The organism is Deltaproteobacteria bacterium (assembly GCA_016930875.1).
Lineage (GTDB): Bacteria > Desulfobacterota > Desulfobacteria > Desulfobacterales.
In genome coordinates, this window is sequence record JAFGFW010000108.1 from 1 (window position 1) to 17,051 (window position 17,051).

Here is a 17,051-nt window from a genome sequence, read left to right on the forward strand (position 1 = left end):
CAAAATTCAACAGCTTTAATAGCCTCTTCTATTTTTTCAAGTGCTGCATCGGTAAGGCTACGCTGGTGGCGCTTGCTTCGCATTTTCTTTTCCATCCCCACTCAGACGAGGGCCTTTGCTTTCAAGGTGGTAGTTATTCTCCACCACTACTGTTTTTTCTCTGAAACCCGTTTTTCCGGAACTGCGCCTTGCGCTTGGCATCGCCATATTTTCCAAATCTTCCGCCCATGGACACTTCCTTGAAAATCTCGCATCAGACTTATTCAACATAGTCAATGTGCGCTTTGGGCCCTTCACATTTTCAGTTTCGTCGGTGCCGCCAGCCAAAACTATAGAACTAAAGGACGTGCCCATACTCGCCTTATAGCTTTTACAACTGGCAAGACCAACGTACCTTCATCAATGTAATCCAAAAGCGCTTTTAAATTCTTACTCGTAGTACCCACGTTTTCCTCCTCCAGCCTTTTGCTGACTTGAATGACCCGCAAAACCGTTATAGTTTCTCAAAACAAAATCAGTTTAAAGGTCATCTCATAATCTTGAGTCAGGAAAAAGTTGATTTGACCTGTACGCAAAAAGGCAAAACATTTTGGTCATAGCATCCTCTATGCCTCAAACAATTCCGAAGCGCTCAACTGATGACCGCCGGCAAGCAGTCTCACTGCCTTCATCACCAATTCGGCTCGGCGGAAGACAAATGCATCAAAGTCACTCTTGAGCTTTTCTGCTTTCTTCTCATCTGACAGGCCTTCATATCCGCCATTTGCCAGTTCGCTAACCGGAATCAAATGTGATTCAAGTCGTTCGCTCACGATATCTTCAGATGACCACTTGTATCTGTCTTTCATATATTGGAGAGGTTCTTTCCGGCCGATCGATATGTTTGTTTGATCTGAAATTAACGAACAATTCAAGGCCAGAAAACTGTTTATTTCCCCTTCCTTGAGCAACGCGTCTGGGTAGATATGGTGGTAATGGCGGCGGCCGATGCTTCCGGCATCTAAACGTTCGCCCGTCGAAAAGTCCAAAGCCCCCAGGCGACATGCTACTACGAGAATCGCACGTCCCCGGATTGTGGCTCTTTTCGGCCACTCAGCGGTCAACAGTTCTTCCGTTTCCACCACCGGGTATTCTTTGAAGATGGGCACATCATCGACCCCGAAGACTGAACCTTCCCTGTGTCTTTCCTGGCGAACCACCTTTCGAAGAGCCACATAGTCTGAAAAGGCGTGGGTGGCAGCAGAATTTTCGTACCGGTCACAAAAAAAAGAATGCCAGAGATACTTTCTCAAAAGAAGCTCGTCCTGCCCTCTTTTATCGCCAGAATCGGGGATGTCCGCATAAAGGGCAGCAATTACGGCCAGCACCGCGTTGGTCGGCAGCCGTTGCCGGTCGTAGATGCCTTCATTCTTCAGGAATTCTGCCATTCGGCTCAGCCCACGTTCCATGATCGCCCAGTTTTCAACCATGATACGCTTGTCCATGTCCCAGGCACCACGTTGATTGGGCAGCGCATTCTGCAACAAGGCGGAAGTGGTCAAAATCATGTCAGAAAGCTCGGAATACCTTCCAATGTTTGGGTCCTTTTCATCCAGCGCATCCTGCAACTCGTGCAATGACTGCCCCATCACGCTTTCCACTTCTGCGACAATAATGTCATAGGTTGAGAGCGGCTTGCTGTTGGTGTTCATGTTTATGAACACATTCAGTGCGACGCTTTTGTCCGTTTGCGCAGGAAGCGACAGATAGGGCAAATTGTAATTGGCGACAATGGAGCGCAAATCTTTGATTTCGTCACTCACTCTTTTTTGCATGTCATAAAACTTCTTGAATTCATCTTTTCCGCCATCATTGGGTTCCAAGGGTGCGGTTGCTTTTTCAAGCCAATCATCGATTTCGTGCTGCATGTCTACCGGTTTGAGCAGATGGGTCGGGATGAAGCCCCTCTTAAGGCACTGGGCAGGATCGTCACACCAAAGAGGATACTTCTCACCGTTCTTTTTCACGTACCGCCCTCGGAAGAAGGCAGACATGTTGTCACGCTCGTCATCGTTCTCGTAGTTGTCAAACTCCTGAATGTAGATGAAGTATGTTTCCCAATCGTAATTGTTGTAAAATGCCCGCCACAATGCAGTCAACCGCTGCTGCCCATCCAGAAGGTGCTCGTAAACGCGTCCATCTTTGCTCGGAGCCGTTTCCAGGAAGCGTGAGATGAACTTTTGTTGCTCTCCAACTTCAAGCACCAGGGTTATTCCAAGGGGAAGGTTTTGAACAACCGTGCTCAGCAGGCTGCATATGCGATGTCGGTCCCAAGCTTCAAACCTCTGAAATCGAGGCAGCTTGATCTCGCCTCGCCTAATCTTTCCGTACCAGTCCTCCAGTTTTCTATTACGAGCTTCCATTTTTTTCTCCGGCAATCGCTGTGGTTTGCAAGAGCAACCCGACCACAATACCCTAACAACAGCTAGTTATGGTCTCTCGACACATTTTCTGTTGCCCTTCATGACGTACCTAACACAGCCAGCCTCCTCCAGTATTGCTGCCACGTAATTCCCTATCGCCCTGTTGAAATGAACTGCAGATCGGGCTATCTCATCTACACTTTTTTCTGTTGGGACATTGGCGTGCTCTGCGGCGACTCTCAGATATCCAAGTGGATTGTCACGAAAAAGGCGGTCGATGGCGTCAAACATCTCTTTGGGAAGTCTGTTGAAAGTCCTGGAATCCCCTATTTCAATACCTATGTAGGTTGGAGCAACTGCAACCACGAAAAACGGTTTTTGTCGAATTGCCGGGATTCCCCTGCCAGGAGTCAAAAGACGTTGCCCAGGCTTAAGGTGACTCATTATGCTATTCCACATGAATTCCTCCTTTTTTAGGTACAGGTTGTCTCAGGGGACATTCAAAAATGAAACAGACAGTCAGATAAAACCAACAGAAGGCCGCTGACCCCCTCAGCGCAACCCATACTCCTCCTCCAGGTCATAGTATTTCCTCTTCGAATCATACAATTCATGAACCTGGGAGACACTCAGAACCTTCAGGGCAGAGGCAAATTCATAATAGAAACCAAAAGTCACGTCGTTGACTTTCTTGATTTGTTTTTCTCCAGTTATTAAGAAGGGTCGGCTGTTCCAGAGGTCGAAAGAGTGTTTCAAGGGTTTGATCGAACGATTGAAGTCATCAGATAGGTTCACGCAAAAGGCAAAGGTAGGAACGCTACGGATGGTCCTCTTCCAGATAACATCGAGCGCATCTCCGTCCACAGGATATTCGGCTTCCACGACCATTCGCTGAATCCTGCCGATTTCGAGGATGGTCGAAGCAATTTCCGTCTCTTGCTTTGCAGGTTTAACAACCGTGAATTGGAGCTTCTCAAGAACACTGAGCGCCTTTTCCGTCTCGATTATTGGGTTAATACCGGCGAGAATGGCAAGATTGGACTTCCTGTTGGAGACTGCCTGGGATTGCCATCCGCCAAGCGGCAAAAGATGGGTAACATCGAATTCGAAACGAAACGGCCAGATCACCCTATTTTCTTGAAGCTCTTCCTTCCAAAGCGGCCTGTCTTGCTTGAATTTAGTTCTGATAATACCAGCCCCTACAAAGCCCTTCACTGGAACCTTGCAATAGAAAAGAACCAAATCACCGGGTCTTATTTTCAACCAATGGTGTTCAAGTTGGGGTACGAGACCCCATATTCCGTTCTCGAGCTCTCTTTCCCAATTGGCTTCATCACCCACGGCAACCCAGGCGTTTCCCTGGCTGTGCTTCATAACCATTCCTCCAGATCGTCGAGAACTAATGCCTTCTATGGCTCACCACATTCAGGCGCGGCGATCAGTCTATGCGGAACTTATCCGAAAGAGACAAATCTTCCAAAATTTGCTTGAGCTCCATGGCATAGTTTTCAGAGAATTTCCCATCTATGGTCACCGAGAAATCAACTCGTATGTTGAGATCTTGACCACTTCGGAGTTTTGGCAAAATCTTCGTTCCGAGTCGGTTCCATGTTTCAGGTGGCACTTCCCCTGTAACTCGAAACGTCCGGCTTGTGGGTTCAGGAGTAGGCCCAGGCCCCGGTTCAGGTTCTGGGCCAGGTTCCGGGCTTGGCCCTGGCGTGGGGCCAGGTTCGGGTTTAGGCCCTGGCTTTTCACACAGCTTTTTTGCTTTGGCCTTCAGGAGCAAAAAGACTCCCGACTCAAATGCGACTTCCTCTGGAGCCATAGGCTCGTTGAACCATACACGGTCGTAAGTTGTTCCGTCTGATTTCAGACCCGAAGCAAGACCAAAATCCCCCCTAGCAACAAAGTCAACGATTTTTGTCCGTAATACAGTATCTGGGTCAAGCAGTCTTGTGAGTGAACCGTTCAAGAAGCTCTGACGCAAGCTGGATAGAGGCCATGCACCGGATTCTTTCAATGCCGGTGGCCAATTACGTTCAATATATCCAGCTCCGACAGATTCGTTTAGCAGAGCTTGAGATTTCAGTGCCGTTATGACTCTACCGCAAAGCGTCTCGCCGCCGCTCGAATGCCCTGCGCCGAGGTCAATGGTTTTCAGTCCATCAGGCTCTTTGTTGTCCGCAAAGACAATGAACCGGTAACCGCCCCAGACCTCGTCCTTTGCGGCTTCTTCCGCGTCCTTTATTTTGGCCTGAATTTCCACCCTATCAGATCTGTCGAAATCGCCTCCCAGTGTTCCTTCGGCAATCTCTCTTGCCACCCGCTTCCATGCCAACCAGAGTTCTACTTTCTCGCGGAGATCTCTGCCCGGTTTTTTTAGACACCAAACTAATGAGCCAGGGTAAAATCTAGGCGATTTCCCTCGTTGTTTTGTCCAGTCGGCAATCTGCTTCCGCAATGAGTCGCCTCCATTCCATTCTGAATCCGGATCTACCAGTACAAGAGTCAGCTTGGGCGTATCCTGAACAGAAGAACCATCTGAGGGGAACGGTACCATGGGGATCGTAGCACCGCGATCAAATTCCTGTTGAACCAAAGAGCGCATGGCAGGTTTGATTTCAGTATCTTCATCCAGTGAAGCGCGACGGTCATTGACCACCTTCCTCATAGTCGGCTCATGGCTGATTTTGAAACCGTCCGTTCCCACACGCCGAATAAAATATGACTTGTTTTCTAAAGCAAAGGCAGCGTTGTCAACGGACGTGGTATCAATCTCGGGCTCCCCAAGCGCAAAGCGAAGCTCCGGCAAATGCGCCACCTTATCAACCTGGCCTCCAGAGGATTCAAAAAGAATGGATGTCCCCAGTCGTCGATGGATATCCCGAAGCGCTCCTTTTGTGTCAGCATCGAGTGCTCGCGCGTGTGAATTAACACCGGATATGTCAGCATCAATGGCGGCAACAAGGCGTGATTCACCTAATTGTCCCAGGACAACGCTGCGAAATTCCGGCACTTCGAGCGGTGCAGAACCTAAAGTGATAAGCGGTTCCCGGCGTGCCTTGGCATAACCCTCACGATATGCCCATGAGATCCATTGTGCGAGCATGGCCAAGGTGCCACGAGTTTGCTGATATTGAGATAATGCCTGCCATTTCCTCTGAAAAACAGATAAAGTGGCCGGATGAAAAGGATAGCAGGTCTCGAATCGGGCACGCAGAAACTCTCTAGATTTGTCTTCAGTAGTCGAGGTGTCCACCGCGGTCCATTCTGAGGGAATCTGTGCTCGTCGTTCAAAGCACCAGTCTGCATATGCCTTTGATACTTTCTTGCGTATCCGTTCGTTGCCCAAATCCTGGAACAGACGACGTCTTACAACTTCACTAATCTCAGTTTCATCATTGGCAATAAGATCCTTGGCAACCCGACGAACCACCTTGGTAATCTTGTTTTGCCACTGCATGTCCCAGTCGGTCATTTCAACCTGGCTTCGCGGCAAGCTGATCACAGCAGCACCGAGAGTTGTGGCGGTTGTAGCCACCGTTAGATTTTGGACGAAGGCATGAAAGGAATCAGCCATATCCCGATGACGATTCAGATAGTTCAACACTTCGTCAAACAGCAGCAATACAGGCTTGCCAGCAGCCTTAAACACACGCCCCAAAGCCTCGGTGCCTGGTGCCTTGGTCTTAGCTGCTGATCCAAGTGCTTCAACCCCCTTTTTGCCGGCCAATTGCCACGCTATATCAATCCATGGTGTCTCTCGGCCATCCTGTGGATCCCAGGCATTGCCCACGAATGCGCCCACTTTTGCGTCTGGTACCTTGCTGATTCCAGCTTCCGAGATTAGTTTGGTCACGCCCGGATATTTCGCAGCCTTGGCTCCATTGTTGACCATATGATACAGTGCGGTCAGTGTGTGTGTTTTTCCTCCACCGAACTGAGTTATGAGAGTCATGACCGGCGCTGTATCTGCCGTTTCACCCATCAGGCGTCTCAGCACCATACCTGCATGGTCTCTTAAAGCACGTGTGAAACAGGTTCGGGAGAAAAACTTGTCCGGATCGCGGTAATCCTCTGGTGCTGTTTTGGCAATGACCTGTTCAAGATGGATGGCAAACTCGTCTGGATTGAATGAACGTCCTTCCCTTACTTCCTTACGAGGCAAAGCAACCTTATACCAAGGCTCCATGATGACCTCCGTGTATTTTATCTTGGAACTGCCAGCAACATGGCGTCGAGTAATCGTTTTTCTTCACTGCTTTTCGGGTACAGGGCCGACAATGCATTTGCAAGTCTCAAAAACGCCGGTCCTCGATTCTGTTCCGTTTTAATTAGTGCACGTAGAGCATTTGGCTGGCCCCCGGCCTGAAGGAGCATGGCGGCGTGCACCCGATCAAGCGTTGTGGCTTCTTGAAATCCGGCAGAATCTGTGTCTATTGAAACTCGTGGTCTACAACCTCGGCCACGAATTTTTGGAGGGACGACTTGCTCCATTTCCGGAAACAGCAAAAGCTGAGGATTGGTCTTTGGGCTTTCTTCAAGTCTTGTTGCCATGGCCCGAGCACCATCTTTACCGAATAACTGATCAGCCCTTTCTGAAACAGGCAATAACCTCACGGTGCCCTTTTCCATCTTAATAATGCGGTCTTCCCAGGTAGGCAGGCTGATACCGAGTGGTTGAGCGAACCTCCGTACCACATCGAAAATTAAGCCGTAACCTTTTGATTTAGGCCGTTGGGCATCATCTTCATCGCCTTCTGAATCCTTTTTGTTGTTGTTATTGCCGTTCCCGCCCTTCGTGCTTTGAAGTGTCCATAAAAACAGTGCGGTCAACCGGGCATCCTCTTCTAAAGCACCAGCTACACCATTACGCGCACGGGCCTCTTCAGTTCCCAGTACCTGCTCCAGCGCCATTCGGCCCACAACCTCCCAGACCTTTTCCAGATATTCAGCAAGCTTTACTTCTTTGCCATCGGCGGTTTCAACTTTGCGATGGCGACTGAAGATCTCCAGTGCGGGGCCAATACATGCGAAAACCAAATCAGCTCCCCGGATACCCTCGCCCTGAAGCCGCTCCATCCAGTCGCCAACGCGATTAGGCAGCTCACGCAGAACCTTACCCCAGTCACCCACTGGTGCATCCTCAAGACGGGGGCGGCAGACGAGGTGGACGCTGGTGGCAAGGGCGGCGGTTTCCCGCGCATTCAACCTTGATCCCATCTCTGTGGAAATGGGCCATGATCCAGTAATTGTCCATCCGCCTTGAATCATCCCTGAAAGTAGTGCCTCCCAGCCTTCGGTTGTTTTGTGTGCAAAGATAACCGAGCCAATGCCGTCTTCGCACAGAACGCGGCGGCATTCTGTAAAGGCCTTGGCCATGGTTTTTTCATAGAATGCTCGATCTTTAGGACGCCCTGTTACGCCCTTCACCTTTTCACACTGCACAGCCTCAGCGGCTTTTGGTGTCAGCGGATTAGTCAAATCAAATGGATCTCTTAACAAGGAATTACCTGGCATTACTCGTTTGAGCCAGACGAAGAAGAAGTCAGAAAGGTCTGAATAGGGTATTGCATCGTAATACGGGGGGTCTGTGAAGACAACATTCACAGCCTCAGACGGCAAGGGGTGGAAGCAGGCGTCTGCATTATGGACTTGGGCAACTTTGCTCTTCGGAGGCACCGATGCTATAACATCTGCAACAATTTCATATCCACTTTTCCAGTTACCAGGGGCATTAGCGGTTAGGACTACTTCAGCGAAATCCCAAACCATGGGTAGGGCTTGGCGTCCGAAGGTATGTTGCATTTTCTCTGCGACTGCATTCCAGCGAGTACAAGACATGTCACTCATGGCGACCCGACTGAATGCGCAGCCAAGAAACGGTGTCAGAATTCCCTTATCTCCAATGAGATCATATAATTTCACCAGAACCACCTTTTGACGTTCTGTGAACAGGTCTCCCCACACTTTGAAACCATAAAGTGGAAGTTGACTCCCAACAGCTCTGTGGCTTTCCTTGGTTGGCAACGGCTCATCCGGTACTGGACAGAGTCCTTTTCTGCTGGCATGTTCCCATTGCTTGAGGATTTCCTTCAGACGCTTCTGTGCTCTCCAGACAGCTTTGTAGTCGCTTTCGCTCGGTAGTCGATAGTTTCGCCCCTGCATGCCAGGATGAATTGTCACGATCGCAAAAATCCGCGCGCCCCCGATGCGAGTACCTTTTGCGTTATACACAACGTCCACACCGCCGCGTTGTTCGGCAAGTTGCGCCCGGACACGCTCGGGCGGAAGGACTGCCTTGCAGCATAGACAGGTGGCCTTGGCACGCGTCACGGTGCCGCCGGAGACATCCCTATCATTTTTCGGCTCAAAGATCTCGAATTCCACGTGCGGAGCAACGCGTTTGGACCGCACGACCTTGTACCTTAGCGCCCGCCTACGGTTAACTTTCTTTGACAACCAGAAGGATCGCATGAGGGGGATTTCCGCCCCGCAGTTGGGCGACTCGCACCTCACCGTCCGCGCCCAGAGATATGCAATAGGTGTGGCACCATCCGGATCCTTGGGGTAGAACTCAGCCAGTTCCTTCTCGGCTTGTTTCTTGATCTCACCGCCGACTCTTCGCAGTTCCTCGGCAAGCTGCGGTCCGTGGCGAGGGATGTCCTCCAACATGACCTTGAGAATAAGGCAGGCCACCGGGTTGAGGTCGCTCGCGAAAGCCTCGCATCCAAGCCGCAACGCCTCCAGCGGAATCGAACCCCCACCTGCAAACGGGTCCACCACCAGAGGAGGCTCGTCCGGGTGAGCTGCGGCAACCAGCGCGCGGCCGGTTTTCAGATAATCCGTATCGGAGGAATGGTCCCAATTGGCAAAGTCAGCGATAAATTTCAGAATTACTTTCCGCAAACCCTCATCGGTTTTCAGCCTGGCATCCCAGCCCATAGGATGATTCGGGTGACCGAGCAAGATCTTTCGAGCTTTGGTTTTGAATTCCTTCGGGCAATTAGCATCGCACGGATCGGGCAAGAGCAATGCCATTAGCATCGACCGGCAGGCGGCCAGCGGCCTCCGTGCCCACCATAAGTGTAGGGTACTCGGATGGCCGTGGCGGATGGATTTTTCTCGTGCTGAATGTCTCGAAACCTCGGCAATTGGGAAATCTACTTCGGCTATGCGTTTGCATTCCTTTGGGATCATGACAGGTTTTCCTCTTCTGATGGACCAGAGGGCGTTTTTGGTTTGTTTTGAGTCCCTGTCCAATCCTCCACTATTTTGTGCCAATCAATCGGACGATCTTCCTTACCAGTCCAGACATCCCAAAACTTCGGGTCAGAAGATCGCGGTCTATGATCTTCGCGAAGCTCCGTGATCTCCACCAGCGTCGGAACAGTTGCAGCCCAGCCGAGAAAAATCGCCTGCCGAGAAGGCAGGCTCGGAAGTTCCTTAAGAAGCCCCCCGAGATTATCTGGTACAAGTTTGCCAACAAGGTCCTGGTCACGATCATTGACCATACGGTGCAAAATGAATGTATTACACTGTGCCAAGACTGTCGGTGACAATTCAGAGGGTCTCTGCGATGAAAGCACAAGACCTAAACCGAATTTGCGACCCTCTCGGGCGATTCGTTCAAAAGTCTGGCGGCACATTTGAGAAGGGGTGGGAGTGTCCGATTCTTCCGCGCTTCCGCGCTTGACGAAAGTATGGGCTTCCTCAAGTACCAGCACTGTCGGCAGTTCCTCATCATTGAGTATGTGGTATCGCTGTGTCGCCTCAAGCACGATTCGGGCGACGACGGCAATCATGAGATGGAGCACGTCGGACGAGATCAACGAGAGATTGATGATCCCCAATGTCCCACTGTTGCTGCTGCCGATGAACAGATCAAGCCACTCCTCAAGTGAGATATCTTTAGTGGGTTTAAGTATAGGCATCAGTCGCATGTCCGACAAAAGCATCTTCAGGCGGAGGACAAGGGTATCGACATATTGCGATTGGCCTTGTTCTGCTGCTATCTGCTCAATCAACTCCGCGAAATAGATGGGTGCGAATGGGATGGGGCTATCTTCATTGATACCCAGATGCTGATCAACATCCGGTATCGACTCAATACACCTGTCAAGAGCTGCAACAGCGTTTTCCACCTCAACACTATCAAAAGCCTGATAGTATTCAACTATTTCGCCAGCCTCATTCGTGAAGGACTTGTGCCGGTTGTCGGCTATGCTCTTGAGTGCCGTGCCTGTTTCCAATAGAACTTCTTTGAATTGCGCCAAATCATCCTCGTCTGCGTATTGCATCAAAGACCGTGCAATTGCCTGAAGCTTCTGTCCGAAGTCGTTCTTACCTGGCTTGTCGATGTAGGCAGTTGCGCCTTTATTGCGGTCATTGACAAGTGAACGGTAATAGGATCTCAATAGTGCGTTCAGTACGCCAACGCGGTTAGTTCCAGTCCCTGGCGAAAGGGTTCTCAGTTCACGGAGCGCACGCATGAGTATTGGCCTTTGTACACCCGACTTCGCTTGTGTAAAGGCACACCACTCATGGCTGTTCCACATCCACGCTGGCAAACAAAAATCCCTTGTTTCGCCTCTTGCTGGCGGAACTGTGAATCTACGAACTTCCGAACAGTCTGCGAATGCAGATGAGTATTCCCCATTAGGATCAAATATGATGAATCGCGCGTTTGGTGTCCCGTCATGCTTCTTTGTTGCTTCATTTTCCTTTTCCATTTCACCGAGCTTTTGGGCTGTTTTTATGGCCTCTTCCAGAAGTCGGGTGCGCTCATTGCGTGCTTTTTCTAAAGACCAGCGAATGAGCCCGGCAACAGTGCATGACTTGCCGCTGCCGGTATTTCCCAAAACTGCGAGATGTCGTCCGAATATCTTGTCCGGATCTACGGTCACAGCCGCGTTTGCCCCAAGCGGTGAAGTGCCTATTCTGACACGTCTGTCTTCTTCGCTTGAGGCTTCGATGATAGATCGAAGCTGCTCAGCGGTGGGCAGTTGTGCGGCATCACCAACAGAAGGGAAAGCAGAAACGCCCCTTTCCAGACGGTAGGCGCTGTTACCGCTTCCAGCACGCCTGCCGGAAAGGAGTGTGCCGAGCGGCGTCAGAGAAATGTTCCGCAGCGGAAACGGTAAATCCACAAGCCCAAAGTCCTTTAGGCCCATTCGTTTGGGGAATTGCGAGCGTTCGACACCGAGCCACACCACCAGCCCGACAACTGCACCGGTTTCGTTCGGAATCAGCACATAACCATTGATGCGAGGGAATCCGGTAGGGACGCCTGTGTTCAGCGCAGTCGCCTGAGGAGCGTTCGGCTCAAGAAGCACCCGAATTTCCGAAGGAGATACGGATTCAACCGTGCCGATGGTCAGAGCGGCGATTTGCTCAATAGGCTTGCTCATCATCGCCTCCTCTTGCTGCTTGCTTGTACCCTTCGCCCCGTTGTTCTTCGAGCTTGGTCTTGCGGATTGTAATCTGGTCAATGGCCGGCTTCGGTAAATAGTTTTGCACTAGAGTCTCCACGTTGCCGAAGTGGCTACCAAGCAACAAAGACATCTGTGCGCTCTTACCCACATCCTGACAGAACCTGATGATCCGCTGACGACTGGCATTGAATGGGTCATCCTCTTTGTCCGGAGTAGTCTGGTCCCAGGCAATAATCACCAGATGCGTCGAAGGGATTGTCAACATGTCTTTTAAAACGCGGTTTACATGATCATCGCCAAAACCGTATCCATAGGTAACAAGAGACGAGTTGGGACGACAGACAGCTGCCGCGAAGTCACGGAATAGCTCGGCGTATGGATAACTCAGTGTCTCAACATCTTTCGCGGGATTCGGGTATATCATCACAGAACCCGACGGTTCTTTCGGAATATCGGGGTGGTCAGCGACAGCACCAAAAGGGACGGCGTAACGGCGAAGTTCCTTCTCTTCCCAGTGCCAGTCGATTGAGCCATGAATCTTACATAATCTGATGACGCCTTCCAAGTAACGGGGTTCGCCGCGTATTCCAGGCGGGTTATAGTGAATGTCAATGTTCAGCCGTGTGGCGCGGAAAACGGGTGAGAGTGCGCCAACAAAGCGGTCTAGAACATGCAGGCCCGCGAGATCGCACCCATATTCTATAAGGCGATCGTAATTCGTTGTAAAAAGGTTGAGTCGTTCCCTTGTGGCTGTACGGCTTGCGAAGCTGAGAAGAAAGCTGACCAGAAGATCATCTGCTTTTTCCTTCTTATTGGTCTCAGCGTGCTGTATCGCACGTTCAGACTCAAGGATAGAGTCCATAAAACACTTCAGCTGCTTGTCGATCTCGGTCTTCCAAAGCGCTGCTCGCTTGTCGCCCATGACCGTGAGACCGGCCTCCAACTGCATTGCTGCACGAAGTTGATCCTCGATGTTCGCCGCCCCTCTTCCACAGTTGTTGGCACTCTGGTCAGCATACTCATCTACTTTTTTCTTGAGATCGTTTTTACATGCCCATTCACATTTGGACATGTTAGCGGCCTTGCCACCTGCCGCAAAGGCAACTCCACTTGTGAAGCCGCTGCCCAGGAGGAGCGAGAGATGTTCACTTTGAAAAACGGCCGTTAACCACGGTTCGATGTGTTTGCGGAACTTGTCGGTGTCTGTGAGGTCCTCATCCGAAAGATCGTAGTTTTTGTTGGGGCCACACCGGTAGATATGTCTATTTAAGTTGATCATCGCAACCTCCAGTTGTCCCAGTATTTCTTGCAGTCCTCTGTTTTTCGCATGTGGCAGCCGGCATTTTCGTCATAGATCCTTCTTGCCGTACAGCGACTGATCCTCCCGCACTTCCATAGGCTGAGTCATTGCGTCAACGGACAGGTAATAGTGTGCCACCTTAGTGACTTCATGCCATTCAAACTTGACAGGATCTCTTATGGGTTCTTGAAGTTGCGGCTCACTTGAACAGTTTGTAACGATGTACAGCCAATAACAATCACGCCGATCTTCAGCAACGCGCTTTTCATTGGGTGTCAGTAAAATGGTACCTGTTTTGGCGGCCAATCCTTTCACTTCTATCAACCGGAGATCTCCTGAATTGAGATCCAAACTGGTAACATCATATCCGAGGTTTTCCTCGTGGACATCAAACACTTGCCGCCCTTGTGCCTTTTCCCATTCCATCACCACATTCATGGCGATGCCTTCCGTCTCTGGGTTCGGCTTCATATGTCGAATTTCCGGAGCCTCTCTTTCTGGATGAGGGAGGACGAGAACGCTGGCTATTCTCTCTACAGCTTGAAGGGATAGGGATCTCTGGCGCTCCAGTTCTTGTCGGCGTCGTTCACGGCGGGTCATCAAATCGGCATGTCGATTTTCCGAACGTGCCAGACGTCCCTCAGCTCCGGTCGTCTTTTTCTCTACATCTGCGGCTGCTCTTCCAATCTCTTCATCAGCACGCAGGAGCAGCTCAGTTAGTGAGAGTTCAATGTGTTCCGCGATACGTTCCACCTCATTCATTCTTTCCTCTCGTGTTTCTTCAAGGAAAGGCTGAAGAACGTTGTCATTTAACCATGACGTAGCTTCAGGGACGGCAGCGACCACCGGTAACGTTTCTGGAGGGTCTGTTGGTGTAAAATTTCCCAAGATGCCAGGTTCTCGCAGGTTGACAGCGCCATCTTCACTGATTTCCAAGGCCACTAGGCGCTCATGCACGGTGTGGCTAAGGCCGTCTACAACTCGGGCACGATAGAAATCAATCCGTGTTGGAGTTTCATGTTGGAGCGAGTAATAACAAGCTCCTTTACTGAAAACCTCTACTGCCTTTGCGGAAGTATGCCGTCTCAAAGCTTCAAAAAAAGGGTGTCCAGGAGTGACCCATTCGAGAGTTCGTTTTTCAGCGGTGTCCCTGTCAGTCGAGCATCGAGGGTATTTGGTGGCAAGCGGAGGATATTTCCAATCGGGATCATGTTCATGCAGCCTCAGCACTGAAGGTGTCCGTGCTGGCTCAAATGTGTGAGGCAGTTTACTAATGGTCTTAAGCTTCATCGGCACAAATTCGGAGGCTTCCCGAATGAAACGGGCGATTGTTTCTGGGACTACCCGACGTTCCTGCGCTTTCGCCCTGCGCTCAACAAGCATCTCCAGATTGAGCTTTTTTGAGGCAAGGCCTTCCAGTGCGTTTTGACAGATAGCTCTGAATTGGCCTTCGTCGACATTCCGCAATAGCCGTTCTTCAAGGTCGGCGTCCCCTAATCTCCCGGCGTAATAGTCTCGTAGGACGCGTTCAACATGGGCCGAAGGCAGAATTTCACCGACTACATTGAACACCGCGTCGTCGTCCAACGCATCACGAATCTGCTGGAGTTTAATCAACAGCCGTTGAAGGACACGCCCCTCGATTGTGTTCGTAGCGACAAAATTGAAGATGAGGCAGTCCTTTCGCTGCCCGTAGCGATGGATGCGCCCCATGCGTTGTTCGAGACGATTGGGATTCCAAGGAATGTCGTAGTTGAAAAGGATATTACAGACCTGAAGATTTATACCTTCACCAGCAGCCTCTGTCGCTACCAACACTTGTATAGCACTTTCACGAAACTGTTGTTCTGAAAAAAGCCTGGTTCCTGATTCCTCTCTTGAGCCTGACTTCATGCTGCCATGGATGACGCCTACTTTGAATCCCCACGACTCGAGCTTTTCTACCAGATAGAACAGTGTGTCCTTAAACTCTGTAAAAATGAGAAGCCTTTTGTCAGGATGATCGAAAAAGCCTTCCTTGTGTAATAGATCTCTGAGTTTTGTAAGCTTGGCTTCGATATTTGATTGTTCAACCTTTTCTGCCTGTTTGGCAAACTCTTTGAGCTCGTTAATTTCCTCACGGACTTGCTCTGCATTTCCGGCCAAGGTAATGGCTTCGAGCATCTCTTCAAGGCGCTCTCGATCACCTTCTTCCATTTCTTCCAGTTCTTCGGGATCTGGAAGAGTAGGCGGGGCAAATTGCGCAAGTTCCTGTGCGCGGCTCAGGGCCTCCTCCAACCGTCGGGCCCGATTCTCTAAGCTTCGTCTCATGGCGTAAGTGCTGGAAGTAAGTCGGCGTTGGTAAAGGGCCATCAAGAAGCCAACAGCGCGGGCTCGAGGGTCATCTCCTTGGGCTGCGGCCTTGGCACACTGTCGTTTAACGAAACGGGTGACATCTCGGTATAGCTCAAATTCCAGACCATCAATCTGGAAGTCAACAGTATGCGGTATACGCTTAGTGAAGATTTTTCGGGCTACCCATGTTCCATCCGGCTGGCGCTCTGGGAAATAGACCATGGCTTCTTTCGTTCGCCGAATGTAAAAGGGTGCACTGCGCCGATCCATCGCTTGGCGAATAGATCTGACATCAGCGTAAGCATCTCGATCAAGCAATTGTAGAAACAGACTGAAGTTCCTGGGGTCACCTTTGTGGGGTGTCGCCGTTAACAGAAGATAATGATCTGAGGCGTCGCTGAGAAGCTCGCCAAGAGCGTAGCGTGCGGTCTTACGAGCGGGAGGAGTCCAGGACATGCGGTGGGCCTCGTCAATAATGACCAAATCCCACCGAACCTGTTTGAGCCCGGGTAGGATTTCATCCCTTTTGGCAAGGTCAAGGGACGTGATTATCCGCTTTTGTTCCAGCCACTGGTTGACACCGAACTGGTCGCGGATGTCGCTACCCTTCATCACAAGGAACTTTTCATCGAACTTTTCTTTGAGTTCCCTTTGCCATTGAAATGAGAGGTTGGCTGGACAGACTATCAGAATGCGTTCTGCAAGGCCTCTGAGCTGAAGCTCTCGTATCAGCAGCCCTGCCATGATAGTTTTTCCAGCTCCAGCGTCATCCGCTATCAGGAAACGTACTCGTGCCAGTTTAAGGAGATAGTCATAGATCGCCTCCAACTGATGGGGCAGGGGATCCACTCGGGATATGGAAAGGCCAAAGTAGGGGTCAAACTCGTAGGCAATACCAAGGGCATAGGCTTGGAGTCCCAAGCGTAAGAGACGACCATCGCCATCGTAAGAAAACACCGAATCCAGGATCGTAAGTATTTCAAGCTCACTTAGCGTCAGTGTTACCCGTCGAAAGCGTTCAGACTGTGCGCCCACAAGGCCAACAACCCAAGCGCCATCTCCGCTGGGACGAATCGTTTCCACCTGCATGGGCTCGTTGAACAGAGGCCCTGTCAGTATCTGCCCTTCTAGGACAGGAGCTTCCTTTGACATCACATAACCTTCGTTCTGAGGTTACCAAATGCTGAATTGGAACAGCTAAGCCAGTTCGCAATACGCCCTTTACGTTTATACTTTTCCTTTTGAGAAAGATCCAGGCAATCCACAAAAGTATTACTATTTTACCCTTTCATGAGCCTCCTCGCCCAACCCCGTAAGGAGCTTTCTTTTTCTGGGACCCTTTGAACGGTTTTTCCTTTGCAGGTCGCCGGCCAACAGGGGACCTAAGACGATTCTTGCGAATCAAGGCCTTGCGCTTTGTATCGCCGTATTTCCCGAATCTACCGCCCATAGGTTCATCCACTAGTGTGTTGCTCTGTGAGAGACACCTTTTTCCTCTCGCCCGCTTCGCTCGAGTTCGCAGAGGCTCAGAGAATATATTTGTCCGATTCTTTGAGAGGAAGAATCAGACAAAAGGCTCAG

Annotated in this window: 8 protein-coding genes; all 8 read right to left on the bottom strand. The window is 50.5% G+C overall.

What is annotated here, in order from left to right; genetic code table 11:
- Positions 1-605 precede the first annotated feature (605 nt).
- On the bottom strand, positions 606-2,402 hold the full coding sequence (locus JW883_09970; protein MBN1842591.1) for a DUF262 domain-containing protein: 1,797 nt from the start codon (positions 2,400-2,402) through the stop codon (positions 606-608).
- A gap of 66 nt (positions 2,403-2,468) precedes the next feature.
- The gene (locus JW883_09975) at positions 2,469-2,861 is read right to left on the bottom strand and encodes a hypothetical protein (protein MBN1842592.1); all 393 of its coding nucleotides are present in this window, start codon (positions 2,859-2,861) and stop codon (positions 2,469-2,471) included.
- A 93-nt stretch (positions 2,862-2,954) separates the two neighbouring features.
- Positions 2,955-3,776, bottom strand: coding sequence for a hypothetical protein (locus tag JW883_09980; protein ID MBN1842593.1), 822 nt, complete (start codon positions 3,774-3,776; stop codon positions 2,955-2,957).
- A 64-nt stretch (positions 3,777-3,840) separates the two neighbouring features.
- Positions 3,841-6,594, bottom strand: a complete 2,754-nt coding sequence (locus tag JW883_09985) for an ATP-binding protein (protein MBN1842594.1) — start codon at positions 6,592-6,594, stop codon at positions 3,841-3,843.
- 17 nt (positions 6,595-6,611) lie between these two features.
- Complete coding sequence (locus JW883_09990) at positions 6,612-9,602, bottom strand: DUF1156 domain-containing protein (protein MBN1842595.1); 2,991 nt, start codon at positions 9,600-9,602, stop codon at positions 6,612-6,614.
- Positions 9,599-11,812, bottom strand: coding sequence for a DUF87 domain-containing protein (locus tag JW883_09995; GenBank protein ID MBN1842596.1), 2,214 nt, complete (start codon positions 11,810-11,812; stop codon positions 9,599-9,601). The genes JW883_09990 and JW883_09995 overlap by 4 nt, the downstream gene beginning before the upstream one ends.
- Positions 11,796-13,115 carry an SIR2 family protein gene (locus JW883_10000; protein MBN1842597.1) on the bottom strand — a complete coding sequence of 440 codons (1,320 nt, stop codon included), beginning with the start codon at positions 13,113-13,115 and terminating at the stop codon, positions 11,796-11,798. The genes JW883_09995 and JW883_10000 overlap by 17 nt, the downstream gene beginning before the upstream one ends.
- Positions 13,116-13,184: 69 nt before the next feature.
- A complete protein-coding gene (locus JW883_10005; protein MBN1842598.1) occupies positions 13,185-16,622 on the bottom strand; it encodes a DUF3883 domain-containing protein in 3,438 nt (1,145 codons plus the stop codon).
- Positions 16,623-17,051 lie beyond the last annotated feature (429 nt).